Raw genomic sequence first — 17,797 nt, 5'->3', positions numbered from 1 at the left:
GTTTATATGCGTGGGGACTGGTCTTAAGTGTTGTGCTCTGCCGTGCGGGGGGGCGGGGACCCGGCCCCCGCGCCGCTGCCGCGCCGCGTCCCGCCGGTGCTGGTCTCCGACAACGGCCGCCCGGTGCGGGGCGCCCCGGCCGGCGGCCGGCACGCCCGCCCGCAGAGCGGTGCACAGCAGGACCGTACGCAGAGCGGTGCGCAGCCGTCCTGGGCCCAGAGGGAGGGCCGTTCCGACGGCCCGGGCCCGGCCGACGGCCAGGGTGGATCCGCGTCCCGGAACGCGGGCCGAGCCCCCGCCCCCGAGCAGCAGGCGCAGGCGGCCTGGAACGGGGAGCGCACCAGACCGGAGCGGCCGGAACGCCCGGAACGCCCGGTGCCGGCCCAGCGGTCGGCTTCCGGTCTGCCCAAACGGGTGCGGCAGGCCAGCTTGGCACCCCAGTTGAAGAACGACCCCGCTCCGCAGACCGAGGCGGACCGATACCCTGCCGAGACCGACCCCGAGCGCGACGCCGAACAGGCGCGGGCCACCATGGCCTCGCTCCAACGGGGATGGCAGCGCGGCCGGCGCCAGACGGCCACTGGGAACGGCGGGTCGGACACAGCACCTGGATCAACACATGAGGGGGACGGTCGATGACCGCACCGCACGCAGCACGGAACGCCTCGCCGAGAGGTTCTGGCGAGCTGAACTGGCTGCTCGATGAACTGGTCGGGCGCGTCGGCAGCATCCGCAAGGCGCTGGTGCTGTCGGGCGACGGCCTGCCCACCGGCGGATCCCGTGACCTGTCCCGCGAGGACGGCGAGCACCTGGCGGCCGTGGCCTCGGGCTTCCACTCCCTCGCCAAGGGAGTCGGCCGCCACTTCGACGTCGGGCGGGTCCGCCAGACCATCGTCGAGCTCGACGACGCCTTCCTGTTCGTCACCGCGGCCGGCGACGGCAGCTGTCTGGCGGTGCTCGCCGACGCCGACTCGGACGTCGGACAGGTGGCGTACGAAATGACGCTGCTGGTCAAGCGGGTGGGCGTGCATCTGGGCAGCGCGCCTCGAGCCGGCGGGTGACGGGGGAGAGGGGAGATGTCCGCAGACGGTGAAGGCGACGCCCGCTGGTTCGACGACGCGGCGGGACCGGTGGTCCGGCCGTACGCGATGACACGGGGTCGCACCCGCAGCGCCGCCGAGGGAAAACTCGACCTCATCGCGGTGGTCGTCGCCGACAGCGTCAACCACATGCCCGTCGCCGACCAGACGTTGTCCCCGGAGCACATCGACATCGTCGAGCTGAGCCGGGACTCCCCTCAGTCCGTCGCCGAACTGGCAGCCGAACTCGACCTGCCGGTCGGCGTCGTCCGGGTGCTCATCGGGGACCTGTTGCACGCGGCACTCGTCCGAGTGTCTCGGCCCGTACCTCCGGCGGAACTGCCGGACGAGAGGATTCTGCGCGAGGTGATCAATGGTCTACGGGCACTCTGACATGGGCCGCTCTCATGTCGTTGACCCCATCACGCTGAAGATTCTGGTGGCGGGCGGGTTCGGCGCGGGCAAGACGACTCTGGTGGGCGCGGTGAGCGAGATCAAACCGCTGCGCACCGAGGAACTGCTCACCGAGGCGGGTCGGCCGGTCGACGACATCGCGGGGGTGGAGGCCAAGACGACCACCACCGTGGCCATGGACTTCGGGCGCATCACGCTCCGCGAGGACCTGGTGCTCTATCTGTTCGGCACGCCGGGACAGGACCGATTCTGGTTCCTGTGGGACGAGTTGGCGACGGGCGCGCTGGGTGCCGTCGTCCTCGCCGACACCCGGCGGCTGGAGGACTGCTTCGCCGCGGTCGACTACTTCGAGCGGCGCGGCATCGCCTTCACGGTCGCGGTCAACTGCTTCCAGGGCGCCACCCGCTACCCGGAGGACGCGGTGCGCGACGCGCTCGACCTCGACCCGGGCACACCGGTCGTCCTGTGTGACGCCCGGGAGCGGGAGTCCGCCAAAAACGTGCTCATCTCGGTTGTCGAGCACGCGATGATGGCCTCCGCGGCCAGGCGCTAGCGTCTGTCTGTCGTCAAAGGCGCCGCCAGGCCGCGTCGGCGTTACGGCCCGTACCCCGCCGTCCGGGGTGCGGGCCGTGGTGTGTCTCGGGTCTTCTCCGGCCGGGCAGGTCGCCCGCCGGGTAGCTGGAAGGGGAGGGGCTGTGGAGCCGGAACTTGAGCTGGAGCTGGCGGCCGAGGAGCTGACCGCGGTGCTGAACCGGCTGCGCCGGGCCCAGGGGCAGATCGCCGGGGTCGTCCGGATGATCGAGGAAGGCCGGGACTGTGAAGAGGTGATCACCCAGTTGGCGGCCGCGTCCAGGGCGCTGGACCGGGCGGGGTTCGCGATCATCGCCAACGGTCTGCAGCACTGCCTCGCCGAGGAGAACGGCGCCCGGCCGCAGACCCGGGAGCGTACGCGGGCACGGCTGGAGAAGCTGTTCCTGTCACTGGCCTGACCCGCGCGACACGCTCCGACACGCACGCTGCGCCCGGCGGACCCCGATGTCCGATACACGCGGCAGGGCCCAGCGGACCGCCATCACCGAGACATGCCGCCGCGCTCAGCGGACCGCGATCACCGACGACCCGTGCCCGAACAGCCCCTGGTTCGCGGTGATTCCGGCCTGCGCCCCGACCACCTGCCGCTCGCCGGCCCGGCCCCGCAGCTGCCGGGTCAGCTCGCACACCTGGGCGATGGCCTGCGCCGGGACCGCCTCGCCGAAGGACGCGAGGCCACCGCTCGGGTTGACCGGCAGCCGCCCGCCGAGCGCGGTGGCGCCCTCGCGCAGCAGCTTCGCGCCCTCCCCGGCCCCGCACAGCCCCAGGTCCTCGTACCACTCCAGCTCCAGCGAGGTGGACAGGTCGTACACCTCCGCCAGCGACAGATCCTCGGGCCCGAGCCCCGCCTCCTCGTACGCCGCCCGCGCGATGGCGGCGCGGAAGGTGTCGGGCTCCGGGCCCAGGGCGGCCGGGTCCAGGGTGGCCGCCGCCGAGTCGGTCGCGATGTCCGGCAGGTCGAGCGCGGTGCGCGGATAGCGTGGGGTGACGGTGGAGACCGCGCGGATCCGCACCGGCCGCGGGACGCCCTGCCGCCGGGCGAAGTCCATGCTGCTCAGCACGAGTGCCGCCGCCCCGTCGGAGGTCGCGCAGATGTCCAGCAGCCGCAGCGGATCGGCGACGACCGGGGAGGCGGCGACGTCCTCGGCGGTGACGGCCGTGCGGTAGCGGGCGTGGGGGTTGGCGGCTCCCGCGGCCGCGTTCTTCACCTTGACGCGCGCGAAGTCCTCGGGCGTGTCGCCGTATACGGCCATCCGGCGGCGCGCCCAGAGCGCGAAGTACGCGGGGTTGGTCGCGCCCAGCAGCCGGAAGCGCAGCCAGTCGGGGTCGTCGGGCCGGTCGCCGCCGACGGGGGCGAAGAATCCCTTGGGCGCCGCGTCCGCACCGACGACGAGCACGGTGTCCGCCAGCCCGGCCAGGATCTGGGTGCGGGCGGTGTTGATGGCTTGCGCACCGGAGGCGCAGGCGGCGTACACGCTGGTCACGCGCGCCCCTTGCCAGCCGAGCGCCCGCGCGAAGGTCGCGCCCGCCACCTGTCCGGGGTAGCCGGACCGTACGGTGTTCGCGCCGACCACGGACCCGATGGCCGGCCAGTCCAGACCGGCGTCGGCCAGCGCGGCGCGCGCGGCCACCGTGCCGTACTCGACGAAGCCACGGCCCCATTTGCCCCACGGGTGCATCCCCGCGCCCAGCACCGCCACATCGCGGCCGTCGCCGGTCATGTCCGCTCCCCGGTGACGGGAACGACGGGCCGCCAGTTCCAGGTGGTCCAGATCTGCTCGGCGTCCTCGTTCAGCACCCCGGGCACCGCCTCGACCTCCATCCCCACGGCCAGGTCGGCCAGGGTCACCCCGGGCGCGCCCTGCCCGAGCACCACCATCCGCTCGGCCGCCAGCTCCACGGCGATCAGCGTGTACGGCCGCCACTCGGCGTCCGGGTCGCTGACGTACGGCGCGGGCGGCCGGTAGCGCCCGTCGGTGTACGACCAGACGCGGCCGCGCCGGGACAGCGGCACCTCGTCCAGTTCGGTGGACGCGCAGCCGGGGCTGCGGCAGAACGAGTCCTCGCGCGGGAAGAACACCGAGCCGCAGGCCCGGCACCGCGTCCCCAGCAGCCGGAACTCCTCGCCCTCGGTGGTGAACCACCCGGGGACCACCGGGGTACGGGTGCGCGGCACAACGCCTCCCAGACTGCGGAATCGATGAGCTGACGATTAGCTGACGGTACGTCAGAAGTGTGGCACAGCGGCCATGGGGCACGTAACCCCGGTACAGAGGGCGCCTCCCGGCGCAGCTGGGGCGCGTGACCAAGAGCCCGGAGGGCCCTGACGACGCACCATGGAGGGAGCAGGCGTGGCCATGACGGAAGCGGCGGTCCGGCTGGTGGCCGTGGTCAAGGACTTCGGCTCCGTACGGGCGGTCGACGGCGTCGATCTCTCCCTCACGGAAGGCGAGTTCTTCTCCCTCCTCGGCCCCTCCGGCTCCGGCAAGACCACCCTGCTGCGCCTCGTCGCCGGCTTCGAGCGGCCCACCGCGGGCCGCGTCGAGCTGTCCGGCCGCGATGTCACCGCCCTGCCGCCGCACCGCCGCGATGTGCGCACCGTCTTCCAGGACTACGCGCTCTTCCCGCATATGAGCGTCGAGCAGAACGTCGCCTACGCCCTGACGGTGCGCGGCGTACGCAAGGCCGAGCGCATCACCCGCGCCCGCGACGCGCTCGCCACGGTCCGACTCGACGGCTTCGGGCCGCGCCGCCCCGCCGAGCTCTCCGGCGGCCAGCGGCAGCGCGTCGCCCTGGCCCGCGCCCTGGTCGACCGGCCCGCCGTACTGCTGCTCGACGAACCCCTCGGCGCGCTCGACCTCGGTCTGCGGCGGGAGATGCAGACCGAGCTGAAGGGGCTTCAGCGCACCACCGGCATCACCTTCCTCCTGGTCACCCACGACCAGGAGGAGGCGCTCACCATGAGCGACCGCGTCGCGGTGGTCTCGGACGGCCGAATCGAACAGGTCGGCCCGCCCGTGGAGGTGTACGAGCGCCCCGCCACCGCCTTTGTCGCGGGCTTCATGGGCACCACCAACCTGCTGCGCGGCCCGGCGGCCGTCCGCGTGGTGGGCCGCCCCGGCGCGTACAGCATCCGGCCCGAGCGCATCCGCCTGGTCGGCCTCGCCGAGCCGCCCGCCGACGGGGAGCGGACCGTGACCGGGCGCATCGCGGACATCGTGCACGCCGGGGCGCACACCCGCTTCACCGTTGCGCTTCCGGACGGCGACCGGCTGACCGTGATCCGGCAGAACCTGGCCGACCTGCCGCGCACCGTCCGCCCGGACGCCCGGATTCGACTGCTTTGGGACGACAGCGACGCCTTTCCTGTACCGAGCTGACAGCGCGATACTGACGAAATCCCGGACAGCCATGTCATAGGGGAGGACCAAGATGCGGAAGACATCTGCGGGGAGGTCCGCGGCCGCGGTGTGCGCCCTGCTGCTGGCCGTCGCGGCCTGCGGTTCGGACGACGGCGGCGAGCGGGCGAAGGCCCCGGAAAAGCTCGGCAAGGGCGAGGGCAAGGTCAACATCATCGCCTGGGCGGGCTATGCGGAAGACGGCTCCAACGACCCGAAGGCCGACTGGGTCCATCCCTTCGAGAAGAAGACCGGCTGCCAGGTCAACACCAAAGTCGCCGGGACCTCCGACGAGATGGTCTCGCTCATGAAGACCGGGCAGTACGACACCGTCTCCGCCTCCGGCGACGCGACCCTGCGCCTCATCGCCTCCGGCGACGCCGCCCCCGTCAACACCAAGCTGGTGCCCAACTACAAGGACATCTTCCAGGGCCTCAAGATGCGCCCGTTCAACTCCAAGAACGGCCAGATGTACGGCATTCCGCACGGCCGCGGCGCCAACCTCCTCATGTACCGCACCGACAAGGTCGAGCCCGCCCCCGACTCCTGGCGCGCCGTCTTCGACGACGCCGACGCCTACCGCGGGCACGTCACCGCGTACGACTCGCCCATCTACATCGCCGACGCCGCGCTGTACCTGATGAAGACCAAGCCGTCCCTGGGCATCAAGGACCCGTACGCCCTGGACCGCACCCAGCTCGACGCCGCCGTCGCGCTGCTCAAGAAGCAGCACAAGGCGGTCGGGGAGTACTGGAGCGACTACCAGAAGGAGATCACCTCCTTCAAGGGCGGCGACAGCGTCATCGGCACCACCTGGCAGGTCATCGCCAACCTCGCCCAGGCCGACAAGGCACCGGTCAAGGCCGTGCTGCCCAAGGAGGGCGCCACCGGCTGGTCCGACACCTGGATGGTCTCCACCAAGGCGGAACACCCCAACTGCGCCTACAAATGGCTCGACTGGATCGTCTCCCCGAAGGTCAACGCCCAGGTCGCCGAGTACTTCGGCGAGGCCCCCGCCAACGCCAAGGCATGCGCGCAGACCGCTGACCCCCGCCACTGCGCCGTCTACCACGCCGACGACGAGAGCTACTACCAGCGGGTCCACTTCTGGACCACCCCCATCAAGCAGTGCCTCGACGGCCGCAAGAACACCACCTGCACCGACTACACCCAATGGACCAGGGCCTGGACCGAGATCAAGGGCTGAGATGCGAGCCCCCGCGGCCCGCCCCGCCCCCGACCCCGGCCCCGCCCCCGGCCGAGCGTCAGAAGCCCGCCCCGCCCCAGGCCCCCGCGCCGCCGCCCGGCTGCGCCTCGCGGCCCTGCTCGGCCCGCCGCTGCTGTGGCTGACCCTGGCCTACCTCGGCTCGCTCGGCGTCCTGCTGATCTCCGCCTTCTGGACCACCGACTCCTTCACCTCGGACGTCGTCCGCACCTGGAACACCGACAACTTCCATGAGCTGCTGACCACCCCCGTCTACCGCACCGTCGCGCTGCGCACCCTGTCCATCGCGGCCGCCGTCACCCTCATCGACGCGCTTCTCGCCCTGCCCATGGCCTTCTTCATGGCGCGCGTCGCGGGCCGCCGGTGGCGCCGGCCGCTGCTGGTCGCCGTCCTCACCCCGCTCTGGGCCAGCTACCTGGTCAAGGCGTACGCGTGGCGGGTCATGCTCGGCCAGGACGGCGTCGTCAACGCGGCCCTGGCGCCGCTCGGCCTGCACGGACCGGGATACGGCAGCACCGCCGTCGTCATCGTGCTGGCGTATCTGTGGCTGCCGTACATGATCCTGCCGGTGTACGCCGCCCTGGAGCGGATCCCCGAACGGGCGCTCGAGGCCTCCGCCGACCTCGGCGCCGGGCCCTGGCGCACGCTGCGCTCGGTCGTTCTGCCCGCAGTACGCCCCGCGCTGCTGGCCGGGTCGGTCTTCACCTTCTCGCTCAGCATCGGCGACTACATCACCGTGCAGATCGTCGGCGGCAAGACCCAGCTGATCGGGAACGTCATCGCCGCACAGGTCACCCTCGACCTGCCCATGGCCGCCGCGCTCTCCGCGGTGCCCGTCGTCCTCATCGTCTGCTACCTGGCCGCCGTACGCCGGGCCGGCGCCCTCGACTCCCTCTGAACCCCTGCCCACTTGGCCTGCCCAGCCTGCTCAAGGAGGTACCACCCGTGCGGCTGTCGCGCACCGCCCGTATCGCCCTCGGCTGTGTCACCGCGGCCGGGCTCGCCGTCGTCTACGCGCCCCTGCTGCTTGTCCTGCTCAACTCCGTCAACTCCGACCGCTCCTTCGGCTGGCCGCCCAGCGGTCTGACCGGCCGGTGGTGGCGCGCCGCGCTGCACAGCGAGGGCGCGCGGGAGGCGCTGCTCACCTCCGTACGGGCCGGGCTCGCCGCGACCGCCATCGCCCTGGTGCTCGGCACCATGGCCGCGTTCGCCGTCCACCGCCACCGCTTCTTCGGGCGGCACACCGTGTCCTTCCTGCTGGTGCTGCCCATCGCGCTGCCCGGCATCGTCAGCGGCATCGCCCTCAACGCGGCCTTCCGTACCGTCCTCGACCCCTTCGGCGTCGGCTTCGGCCTGTTCACGGTAGTCGTCGGGCACGCCACCTTCTGCGTCGTCGTGGTCTTCAACAACGTCGGGGCACGGCTGCGCCGCGTCGCGCCCTCGATGGCCGAGGCCTCCGCCGACCTCGGCGCGCGCCCCTGGCAGACCTTCCGGTACGTCACCTTTCCGGCCGTCCGCTCGGCGCTCTTCGCGGGCGGGCTGCTCGCCTTCGCGCTGTCCTTCGACGAGATCGTGGTGACCACCTTCACCGCCGGACCCGGGACCAGCACCCTGCCCATCTGGATCTACGAAAACCTGGCCCGGCCCCACCAGGCCCCCGTCGTCAACGTCGTCGCCGCGCTGCTGGTCGCCCTGTCCGTGCTCCCCGTCCACGTCGCCCAGCGGCTCTCCGCCGACCCGGCGGGCGGACGGCTGTGAGGAGCCGTGCCGCCCACCGGGCGCGCGAGGTCTCAGTTTCCGCGCAGCGCCTTGTGCGAGACGGGGAAGTCGAAGTACGTGTCCGGGAACAGCTCAGGCTTGTAGGTGTAGTGCCACCACTCCTCGGCCAGATTCACAAAGCCCAGACCCTCCAGCGTGTCCTTCAGCAGCAGCCGGTTCGCCCGCTGCGCACCCTGGATCCGCGGGTCCAGCGTGTGCGAGAGGGTGTCGAAGCAGTCGTAACCCGTGCCCATGTCCACCGAGTTGTCCGGGAACCGCTCGTCCTTCGGCGCGTAGCACGGCACCAGCTTCTCGCCCGGTTCGTACGGACGGGTGGGCACGGCGGGCAGCTTCACGATGGTCAGGTCCATGGTGCTGCCCCGGCTGTGCCCCGACTTCTCCGCTATATAGCCGTCCTCGAACAGCCGCGTCTTGTCGACGTCCGGGTAGAACTCCCCCTTCATCGACTGGTCGTCGAGGTCCTTGGCCCACTCGACGAAGTCGTTGACCGCGCGCTGCGGCCGGTAGCAGTCGTACACCTTGAGCGTGTAGCCCTGCCGCAGCAGGGAGGTCTGGGCCTGGTGCAGCGCCTCGGCGGCCGGGCGGGTCAGAATGCACAGCGGCTCGCGGTAGCCGTCCACGGGGTGGCCGGTGAAGTTGTGCGGGGTGTAGTAGCGGATCTCTTGAAGGATCGTCGGGTCGACGTCGCTCAGCGCCACGAACTCCTTCGGGGCCTTGGGTTCGGCCCGCGCCTGCGCCGGGGCGGGCGAGGCGGAGACGGCCAGAAGGGCGGCGAAGGGCAGGGCGAGCGCGCGCAGCGCGGCAGTGAATCTCGGCATGGCCCCCTCAGATATCAGGGCGACGGGGTCCGGAACAAGCCCCGGCCGCCCTGATCCGGTACTCGACTCACCGAATTCAGTACGCGGCTCACCGCCCGCGCGGCCGCTCCCGCGGCACCTGACCGCGCACCCGCACCGGATACCCGGGCTCCGCCGCGCCCGCCCGCTCGACCACCACCTCGCCGTCCCGCAGCCGCGTGGTGAACCGCACCGACTCCGGCTTGTCCCAGCCGTCGCCCGGGTCCACGACCAGCGTCCAGCCGTGCCCGCGTGCCTGCGCCGGAGCCCACACCTCCAGCTCCACCCCGCCGTCCGCGCCCGCCACCGGCACCACCGCACCCGCCCGCGCCAGCACCGGGACGCGCGACAGCGGCGCGTCAAGCACCACCTGCCCCGGCCCCTCGTACGCCCGGCCGGTCGCCGTGTCGTACCAGCGGCCGCGCGGCAGCCGCACCGACCGCCGCACCGCGCCCTCCTCCAGCACCGGGGCCACCAGCAGCGCGTCCCCCAGCAGAAACGCGTCCTCGCAGTCGCGCAGCGCCCGGTCCTTGGGCCGGCGCCACCACACCGGGCGCGCGTACGGGGCCCCGGTGCGCCGGGCCTCGTGCGCCAGCGTGACGAAGTACGGGAGCAGCCGCTGCCGTTCGCGCAGCGCGGCCGTCGCGTGCTCCAGGACCTGCTCCCCGAACTCCCACGGCTCCCGCCGCCCCGCCCATATCGCGGAATGGGTGCGGAACAGCGGGAGGTACGAGGCCAGTTGGAACCAGCGCAGATACAGCTCGGGGGACGGGCTGCCGGTGAACCCGCCGACGTCAGGACCGGAGTACGGCACCCCCGACAGGCCGAGCCCCAGCACCAGGGACAGCGAGGCGCGCAGCCCCGGCCAGCCGGTCGCCACATCCCCGGACCAGCTGCCCCCGTATCGCTGCAGCCCCGCCCACCCCGAGCGGGAGAACAGGAACGGGCGCTCCTCGGGCCGCAGCTTCAGCAGCCCCTCGTAGCCGGCCCGCGCCATCGCCAGACCGTAGACGTTGTGCGCCTCGCGGTGGTCGCCGCCGCGGCCCTCCAGGGCGTGCCGGGCCGAACGCGGCAGCGTCGGATCGCCGAAGGCCGCGAAGGAAACCGGCTCGTTCATGTCGTGCCACACCCCGGAGAAGCCCTGCTCGAGCCGGTCCGCGTACAGCCCGCCCCACCATGAGCGCACCCGCGGCTCGGTGAAGTCCGGGAACACCGCCTCGCCCGGCCACACCACCCCGCGCACCTCGCGCCCGCGCGTATCGCGTACGAACGCGTCCTGCGCCGCGCCGCTGTCGTACACCGCGGTGCCGCGCTCCGCCTTCACCGCCGGATCGACGATCGACACCAGCCGCGTCCCGCCCTCCCGCAACTCCGCCGCCAGCCCGGGCAGATCGGGGAAGCGCTCGGTGTCCACCGTGAACACCCGGTGCCCGGCGAGGTGATCGATGTCCAGGTGCAGCGCCGACAGCGGCAGCCCCCGCTCCCGGTAGCCCGCCACCACCCGCCGGACCTCCTCCTGACCGCCGAACCCCCAGCGGGCGTGGTGGTAGCCCAGCGCCCAGCTCGGCGGCACCGCGGCGGCGCCCGTGAGCGCCGCCCAGCTCTGCAGCACCCGGGCGGGCGTGCCCACGATCACCCAGTAGCGCAGCGGGCCGCCGTCCATCCGCGTCCGGCAGCCGCCCGGCCGGTCGTGCCCCGACCCCTCGCCCTCCTCGCCCTCCCGCAGCGTGACCGTGCCGTCCCACGAGTTGTCGTGGAACACCAGATGTGTGCCCGCGTCCGCCACGACCAGCTGCACCGGCATGGTCAGATACAGCGGATCGTCCCCCGGCTCGAAGCTGCCGCCCGGATCGGTGTTCCACAGCCGGTACGAGCCGTCCCGCAGCCGCGGCCCGGCCGCCCGCCCGCCGAGCCCGAAGAACCGCGCGTCCGCCGCGACCTGCGACCGCTGCTCCCAGCGCGCCGCCACACCGCCGGCGCCCGACACATCGCCACCTGCCACCGGTTCCCACCAGCGCGGCGGCAGATCCCGCCGCAGCACCACCCCGCCCGGGGTGCGCACCTCCACCGCCCCGTTCCGCGAGACCGTCACCGTCACCCGCTCGGCGACCACCCGCCAGCCGCCGTCCGTATCCGGCTCGAGCCGCACCCGCTCGTCCGGGTCCGGGCAGGACCCGTCCAGCGCGTACGAGGGCTCCGGCTCGGCGCCGTCCCAGCCACAGAACACCGCGCCGCCCGCAGTCACCCGCACCCGCAGCGAGGACCGCGCGAACCGCACCACCCCACCCCCCGGCTCCGGGTCCGCGCCCCGCACCAGGCCCGGCACCCGAGCGCGCTCCGGTCCGCGCCGCGGCAGCCCGACCGCGTCGGAACGCCGACGCCGCCACGCCGAGCGCAGCGACCTGAGCCCCTGCGCCGTACCGACCACCTTCACCGACCGCACCAGGTCACGCGCATCCATGATGATCACCTTGCCACTGACAACACCCCGTGCGTGCGGCTGTTCAACTGCCGTTCACCCGTGGTCCCCACACATCCCCACGGCCCTCTCTATGGAGTGGCGGCCCTGGTGTACAAGTCGATCACATGGCATCGTCCTGAACGGACACACCACGCGCAGCCGCGCGTCGCCGGGAGCCGGGAGCCGACAGATGACCACCGCAGCGCACCCAGAGCACCTGCCGCGACCCCTGTGGCAGCCGGGCCCCGAGCGGATCGCCCGCGCCCAGCTCACCCGCTTCCACACCTGGGCGGCCGAGCGGCACGGGGCGCCGGCCCCCGACCCCGCCGACCCGGCGGCGAGCTACGCGGCGCTGCACCGCTGGTCCGTGACCGAGCTGGCGCGCTTCTGGCAGGCGGTCGCCGAGTGGTTCGAGGTGCGCTTCGCCACCCCGTACGACACCGTGCTCGCCGACGCCGCCATGCCCGGCGCCCAGTGGTTCCCCGGCGCCACCCTCAACTACGCGGAACACGCGCTGCGCGCCGCCGAGGACCCCGCACGCGCCGCCGAACCCGCGCTGCTCCACGTCGACGAGAGCCACGAACCGCGGCCCGTCGGCTGGGCCGAGCTGCGCGGCCAGGTCGGCGCCGTCGCCGCCGAGCTGCGCCGGCTCGGCGTACGCCCCGGGGACCGGGTCAGCGGCTACCTCCCCAACATCCCGCAGGCCGTCGTCGCGCTCCTGGCCACCGCCGCCGTCGGCGCCGTATGGACCTCCTGCGCTCCCGACTTCGGCGCGCGCAGCGTCCTGGACCGCTTCCAGCAGGTCGAGCCGGTGGTCCTGTTCACCGTGGACGGCTATCGCTACGGCGGCAAGGAGCACGACCGCACCGAGACCGTCGCCGAGCTGCGCCGCGAACTGCCCACCCTGCGCGCCGTCGTCCACATCCCGCTGCTTGGCACCCCCGCCCCCGAGGGCGCGCTGGACTGGGACGCCGTGGTGCGCGAGGCGGCGGAACCGGTCTTCGAGCAGGTGCCGTTCGACCACCCGCTGTGGGTGCTCTACTCCTCGGGCACCACCGGACTGCCCAAGGCGATCGTCCAGTCCCAGGGCGGCATCCTGATCGAACACCTCAAACAGCTCGGCCTGCACTGCGACCTGGGACCCGGCGACCGGTTCTTCTGGTACACCTCCACCGGCTGGATGATGTGGAACTTCCTGGTGTCGGGCCTGCTGGCGGGCGCCACCGTCGTCCTCTACGACGGCAGCCCCGGCTACCCGGACACCGCCGCCCAGTGGCGGATCGCCGAACGCACCGGGACCACGCTCTACGGCACCTCCGCGGCCTATGTCATGGCCTGCCGCAAGGCGGGGGTCCACCCGGCCCGCGACTTCGACCTCTCACGCGTGGCCTGCGTGGCCACCACCGGCTCCCCGCTCCCGCCGGACGGCTTCCGCTGGATCCACGACGAGTTCGCCGCCAGTAGTACGGGCGACATGTGGATCGCCTCGGTCAGCGGCGGCACCGACGTGTGCAGCTGCTTCGCGGGCGCCGTCCCCACCCTCCCGGTCCACATCGGGGAGCTTCAGGCCCCCGGACTCGGCACGGACCTACAGGCCTGGGACCCGAGCGGCGAACCGGTGCTCGACGAGGTCGGCGAGCTGGTCGTCGCCCAACCCATGCCGTCCATGCCGGTCCGCTTCTGGAACGACCCGGACGGCAGCCGCTACCGCGACAGCTACTTCGACATGTTCCCCGGGGTCTGGCGGCACGGCGACTGGATCACCCTCACCTCGCGCGGCACGGTCGTCATCCACGGCCGCTCCGACTCCACGCTCAACCGGCAGGGCGTACGGATGGGCTCCGCGGACATCTACGAGGCAGTCGAACGCCTCCCCGAGATCCGCGAATCCCTCGTCATCGGCGTCGAACAGCCCGACGGCGGCTACTGGATGCCGCTGTTCGTCCACCTCGCGCCGGGCGCCACCCTCGACGCGGGGCTGTGCGACCGCATCAAGCGCACCATCCGCGAACAGCTCTCCCCGCGCCATGTGCCCGACGAGATCATCGAGGTGCCCGGCGTACCGCACACCCTCACCGGCAAGCGGATCGAGGTGCCGGTCAAGCGCCTGCTGCAGGGCACCGCCCTGGACAAGGCCGTCAACCCGGGCTCGGTCGACAACGTGGAGCTGCTGCGCTTCTACGAGCGCCTGGCGCGCGAGCGGCCGGCCGAGCCGGACGCCTGACACCACCTCGACGACGGCGCGTTGTCAGTGCCCCCGGTTACGGTGAGTGAGCACTGATCGACAGCGCTGAGGGGGAGTCATGGCGCACACCACACAACACACCACACAACACACCACACAACACACCACACAACACGCCACGCAAGGCGGCACACACCGGAGGGAGCGCACCGCGCGGCGCGCGCTGCGCAGAGAGGCGCCCAGCACCGTGGCGCTGCTGGCCGGCGAGGAGGACTTCGCGGCCATGCGGCAGTACGCGTCGTTCGCCTTCGACGACCACACCGCGTATCTGCGGCAGACGGAGGGGCTGCTGCGGATGCTCGCGTCGCAGGGCGTGCACACATCCATCGCGCTGTTCGACCCGGTCGAGTACGAGGAGTTCTGCGCGGACTCCGGCATCGACCCCGACACCTCCGCCACCCGCACCCGCTATACGGCCGAAGTCGCCGCCGCGGGCCCGACCGTGACGTATGAGGGCCAGCCGCTCGACCAGCTTCTCCAGCGGCTCATCGGCGCGGCCGAGCAGCAGGCCACCTGGGAGTACGCCACGGCCCTGCTGTCCCGCGCGGGCGGCTGCGGTTGCTCGGACGACCCGGGCCACGCCGCGTTCCGCCGCGCCCAGGCCGCACTGCGGCGACTGCTCACGGCTGCCGGGCCCGGCAGCCACCACATGGTGTGCAGCGTCATGGCGAGCGGCGTCCCACTGGTGGCGGTGGTGCACGCCGAAGCGACGGGGGAGGGGCCGGCGGACCTCGACGGCGCTGAGGCACTGATCTTCAGCACCGTGCTGGCCTGCGGAATCGCCACGGACAGCCCTGGCGGCGTCGTGCTGCGCACCAGCGCGCCCGGATCCCCGGACACGGTCCGCGGCTGGTCGCTGCACCAGGGCTGGCTGCGGCCGTTGAGCGAGGCGGAGGTCTTCAGCGCGTACTGCACGGACGCGGACACCGGCGAGCCGGTCCCGCCCGAGCACGGAGTCGAGTACCGGCCGGGCATCCCACTGCCCGCCCCGGACGCACCGGATGCCACTGCCCCGGAAGGGGGATGACCGCACAGACACACGAGGCAGGCACCGGCACAGGGGGCGCCCCACCGCTCACATCGCGGCGGGACGCCCCCTGGGGACGGGCCTTACAACGTCATCGGCTCACTCGCCGGACAGCACCGCCTGCGCGGCGACGCGCGCGTCCTCGGCGGTGTCCGCCGCGCGGGCCGCGGCAGCCGCACGCTCGCACTGGGCGAGCGTGTGCTTGGCCAGCGTGGCGCGCACATACGGAATCGCCGCGGAGCCCATGGAGAGGCTGGTGACGCCCAGACCGGTCAGCACGCATGCGAGCAGCGGATCCGACGCGGCCTCGCCGCATACGCCGCAGCTCTTGCCCTCGGCCTGCGCGGCGTCGGCCGAAGCGGCCACCAGATCGAGCAGCGCGGGCTGCCACGGGTCCTGGAGCCGCGACACCGCGCCGACCTGGCGGTCCGCGGCGAAGGTGTACTGCGCCAGGTCATTGGTGCCCAGCGACAGGAACTCCACCTCCTGGAGGATCGAGCGCGCCCGAAGCGCGGCGGACGGAATCTCCACCATCGCGCCGAACTTGGCCCGCAGCCCCGCCTCCCGGCACGCGTCGGCAAACGCCTTGGCGTCGGTCCGGTCGGCCACCATCGGGGCCATGACCTCCAGATAGACGGGCAGCCCCGCCGCGGCCTTGGCCAGCGCCGTCAGCTGCGTCCGCAGCACATCCGGGTGGTCCAGCAGGGTGCGCAGCCCGCGCACGCCCAGCGCTGGGTTGGGCTCGTCGGCCGGAGTGAGGAAGTCCAGCGGCTTGTCGGCGCCCGCGTCCAGGACCCGCACCACGACCCGGCCCTCGGGGAAGGCCTCGAGCACCTGGCGGTACGCCTCGATCTGCTTCTCCTCCGAAGGCGCCTTGGTGCTGTCGTCGAGGAACAGGAACTCCGTGCGGAACAGCCCCACACCCTCGGCACCGGCCTCCACGGCCGCCGGGACATCAGCCGGGCCGCCGATGTTCGCCAGCAGCGGCACCTTGTGACCGTCCGAGGTCGCACCCGGCCCGGAGGACGCGGCCAGCGCGGCCTTTCGCTCCTCCGCGGCCAGGGCCAGCTCGGTCTGCTTCTCCGCGGTCGGGGACACGAAGATCTCTCCCGTGCTGCCGTCGACGGCGATCAGGGTCCCCTCGACCAGCTCACCGGCGCCGGGCAGCGCCACCACGGCGGGCACACCCAGGGCGCGCGCGAGGATCGCGCTGTGACTGGTCGGCCCGCCCTCTTCGGTGACGAACCCGAGCACCAGGGTGGGGTCGAGCAGCGCGGTGTCGGCGGGGGCCAGGTCCCGCGCGATCAGTACATACGGCTGGTCGCTGTCGGGCACACCGGGCATCGGCACCCCCAGCAGCCGGGCCACGATCCGGTTCCGCACATCGTCCAGGTCGGCCACCCGCCCGGCCAGGTACTCCCCGGCCCCGGCCAGCAGCGCCCGGTACGCGGCGAAGGCGTCGTACACCGCGCGCTCAGCGGTGCTGCCCACGGCGATACGCCGCTCGACATCGGCCATCAGCTCCGGGTCCTGCGCCATCATGGCCTGCGCCTCGAGCACGGCCTGCGCCTCACCGCCCGCCAGGTTGCCGCGCGCCATCAGATCGGCCGCCACAGCCTCGACGGCCTGCCGGGCACGCCCCTGCTCGCGCGGCGCCTCCTCCGACGGAATCTGCTTCGCCGGCGGCTCCAGGACCGCGGTCCCCATGTGCCGCACCTCGCCGATCGCCACACCGTGGCTCACGCCGACGCCTCGCAGCGTTGTCTCCATCACACCCGTCTCCGGTTCGATGCGGCGGGATAACCCGCCGCGGTGGTTGTCTACTCGCCGTAACGGCCGATCAGACCGGCTCCGACCGGCACTGAGCTCATGTCCAGCTGAAAAGAGTGTCGCCGGACTTCACATCCACATCCGCACCGACGTCCACCAGCGACTCGGCGGTGGCCTCGAGCGCCACGACCGGGCAGACCGGCGACTTCCCGGCGGCAACCGCGGTCGCGGGGTCCCAGCGCACCACGGGGTCCCCGCGCCGTACGGTGTCGCCCTTGTTGATCAGTACCTCGAATCCCTCGCCACCCAGCTGAACAGTGTCGATACCGAGGTGAGTGAGCACACCGTGCCCCTCTCCGTCGACAACGACGAACGCATGGGGATGCAGCGAGACGACGATGCCATCGACCGGCGCCACTGCCACGGTGGGCTCGAGTACGGGGTCGATCGCGGTGCCGGGACCGACCATCGCCCCGGAGAACACCGGATCAGGTACGGCCGCGAGTCCGATCACACGCCCGGCGAGCGGGGAGGTCACGGTGGTCATAGGAAGCCTCCCGGGGGTGGAGAACTCGTTACACATGGTCACCGCCCGTCCAGGGCAGCGCACTGCCCTGAAGCGTAAGTCATAGGAACTTCGGATTCCGCACAAGCTGTGCAGGCCGAAGGGCACCCATGGGGCACCGAATCGATTTGCCACGGCTGCGCGAGGGTTGTACTGTCATACCCCTGCCCCGGATGAAGCGCCGCAGTCCACTGCGGGAACATCCAGGTCTGGGCAGCGCCATCAGTCACCTGACGACAGATCTTCGGATCAGCTTTCGCATGTCTGCGAAAAGCGCGGATTCGGAGAAAAGAAATCGGTCTGATAGTGTTTGAAACACCGAAGGGAAGCGCCCGGAGAAACCGGTGAAACGGTTTCGAAGGAAGCGTCCGTTCCTTGAGAACTCAACAGCGTGCCAAAAGTCAACG

Annotated in this window: 17 protein-coding genes; 11 read left to right on the top strand and 6 right to left on the bottom strand. The window is 72.3% G+C overall.

Annotation, left to right across the window (positions count from 1 at the left end; all coding sequences use genetic code 11):
• Positions 1-42: 42 nt before the first annotated feature.
• The 5 genes from ACWDSL_RS43775 (at position 43) to ACWDSL_RS43755 (ending at position 2,482) form a co-directional block, all read left to right on the top strand.
• On the top strand, positions 43-639 hold the full coding sequence (locus tag ACWDSL_RS43775; protein ID WP_450494068.1) for a hypothetical protein: 597 nt from the start codon (positions 43-45) through the stop codon (positions 637-639).
• Positions 636-1,061 (top strand): roadblock/LC7 domain-containing protein, encoded by a 426-nt coding sequence (locus ACWDSL_RS43770; protein ID WP_014174597.1) that lies wholly within the window; start codon positions 636-638, stop codon positions 1,059-1,061. Before ACWDSL_RS43775 ends, ACWDSL_RS43770 begins: the two co-directional genes overlap by 4 nt.
• A gap of 15 nt (positions 1,062-1,076) precedes the next feature.
• Positions 1,077-1,472, top strand: coding sequence for a DUF742 domain-containing protein (locus ACWDSL_RS43765; RefSeq protein ID WP_450494066.1), 396 nt, complete (start codon positions 1,077-1,079; stop codon positions 1,470-1,472).
• The gene (locus tag ACWDSL_RS43760; protein WP_450494064.1) at positions 1,453-2,046 is read left to right on the top strand and encodes a GTP-binding protein; all 594 of its coding nucleotides are present in this window, start codon (positions 1,453-1,455) and stop codon (positions 2,044-2,046) included. Before ACWDSL_RS43765 ends, ACWDSL_RS43760 begins: the two co-directional genes overlap by 20 nt.
• Before the next feature lie 142 nt (positions 2,047-2,188).
• Positions 2,189-2,482 carry a metal-sensitive transcriptional regulator gene (locus ACWDSL_RS43755; RefSeq protein ID WP_089510057.1) on the top strand — a complete coding sequence of 98 codons (294 nt, stop codon included), beginning with the start codon at positions 2,189-2,191 and terminating at the stop codon, positions 2,480-2,482.
• Between the two features lie 105 nt (positions 2,483-2,587).
• On the opposite strand, the gene ACWDSL_RS43750 is transcribed toward ACWDSL_RS43755, so the two are convergent.
• Together ACWDSL_RS43750 and ACWDSL_RS43745 are read right to left on the bottom strand one after the other, a co-directional pair.
• On the bottom strand, positions 2,588-3,805 hold the full coding sequence (locus tag ACWDSL_RS43750) for a lipid-transfer protein (protein WP_450494062.1): 1,218 nt from the start codon (positions 3,803-3,805) through the stop codon (positions 2,588-2,590).
• Entirely contained in the window at positions 3,802-4,260 is a 459-nt protein-coding gene (locus ACWDSL_RS43745) for a Zn-ribbon domain-containing OB-fold protein (RefSeq protein WP_450494060.1), read from the bottom strand. Before ACWDSL_RS43745 ends, ACWDSL_RS43750 begins: the two co-directional genes overlap by 4 nt.
• Before the next feature lie 181 nt (positions 4,261-4,441).
• Here ACWDSL_RS43745 and ACWDSL_RS43740 point away from each other — a divergent pair, with 181 nt between their 5' ends.
• The 4 genes from ACWDSL_RS43740 to ACWDSL_RS43725 are packed head-to-tail and all read left to right on the top strand — an operon-like array spanning position 4,442 to position 8,465.
• The gene (locus ACWDSL_RS43740; RefSeq protein WP_450494070.1) at positions 4,442-5,464 is read left to right on the top strand and encodes an ABC transporter ATP-binding protein; all 1,023 of its coding nucleotides are present in this window, start codon (positions 4,442-4,444) and stop codon (positions 5,462-5,464) included.
• A gap of 52 nt (positions 5,465-5,516) precedes the next feature.
• Positions 5,517-6,689 carry an ABC transporter substrate-binding protein gene (locus ACWDSL_RS43735; RefSeq protein ID WP_450494058.1) on the top strand — a complete coding sequence of 391 codons (1,173 nt, stop codon included), beginning with the start codon at positions 5,517-5,519 and terminating at the stop codon, positions 6,687-6,689.
• Position 6,690: 1 nt separating this feature from the next.
• Positions 6,691-7,605: an ABC transporter permease gene (locus ACWDSL_RS43730; RefSeq protein ID WP_450494057.1), complete on the top strand. Its 915-nt coding sequence runs from the start codon at positions 6,691-6,693 to the stop codon at positions 7,603-7,605.
• A 47-nt stretch (positions 7,606-7,652) separates the two neighbouring features.
• Positions 7,653-8,465: an ABC transporter permease gene (locus tag ACWDSL_RS43725; protein WP_385613444.1), complete on the top strand. Its 813-nt coding sequence runs from the start codon at positions 7,653-7,655 to the stop codon at positions 8,463-8,465.
• Between the two features lie 32 nt (positions 8,466-8,497).
• Here ACWDSL_RS43725 and ACWDSL_RS43720 read toward each other — a convergent pair whose 3' ends face one another.
• A complete protein-coding gene (locus ACWDSL_RS43720; protein ID WP_450494055.1) occupies positions 8,498-9,304 on the bottom strand; it encodes a M15 family metallopeptidase in 807 nt (268 codons plus the stop codon).
• Between the two features lie 88 nt (positions 9,305-9,392).
• Complete coding sequence (locus ACWDSL_RS43715) at positions 9,393-11,783, bottom strand: glycoside hydrolase family 31 protein (RefSeq protein ID WP_450494054.1); 2,391 nt, start codon at positions 11,781-11,783, stop codon at positions 9,393-9,395.
• 190 nt (positions 11,784-11,973) lie between these two features.
• Here ACWDSL_RS43715 and ACWDSL_RS43710 point away from each other — a divergent pair, with 190 nt between their 5' ends.
• Both ACWDSL_RS43710 and ACWDSL_RS43705 read left to right on the top strand, forming a co-directional pair.
• Positions 11,974-14,007 carry an acetoacetate--CoA ligase gene (locus tag ACWDSL_RS43710; protein ID WP_450494053.1) on the top strand — a complete coding sequence of 678 codons (2,034 nt, stop codon included), beginning with the start codon at positions 11,974-11,976 and terminating at the stop codon, positions 14,005-14,007.
• A 79-nt stretch (positions 14,008-14,086) separates the two neighbouring features.
• Positions 14,087-15,055, top strand: coding sequence for a hypothetical protein (locus ACWDSL_RS43705; protein WP_450494051.1), 969 nt, complete (start codon positions 14,087-14,089; stop codon positions 15,053-15,055).
• Between the two features lie 99 nt (positions 15,056-15,154).
• On the opposite strand, the gene ptsP is transcribed toward ACWDSL_RS43705, so the two are convergent.
• Positions 15,155-16,825 (bottom strand): phosphoenolpyruvate--protein phosphotransferase, encoded by a 1,671-nt coding sequence (gene ptsP, locus ACWDSL_RS43700; RefSeq protein WP_450494050.1) that lies wholly within the window; start codon positions 16,823-16,825, stop codon positions 15,155-15,157.
• A gap of 97 nt (positions 16,826-16,922) precedes the next feature.
• Positions 16,923-17,372, bottom strand: a complete 450-nt coding sequence (locus ACWDSL_RS43695; RefSeq protein ID WP_450494049.1) for a PTS sugar transporter subunit IIA — start codon at positions 17,370-17,372, stop codon at positions 16,923-16,925.
• Between the last annotated feature and the right edge of the window lie 425 nt (positions 17,373-17,797).

The sequence above is a fragment of the Streptomyces sp. NPDC000941 genome (genome assembly GCF_053599555.1).
Note: the sequence above shows the minus strand (reverse complement) of the source record. Positions and strands in the feature narration are given on the sequence as shown.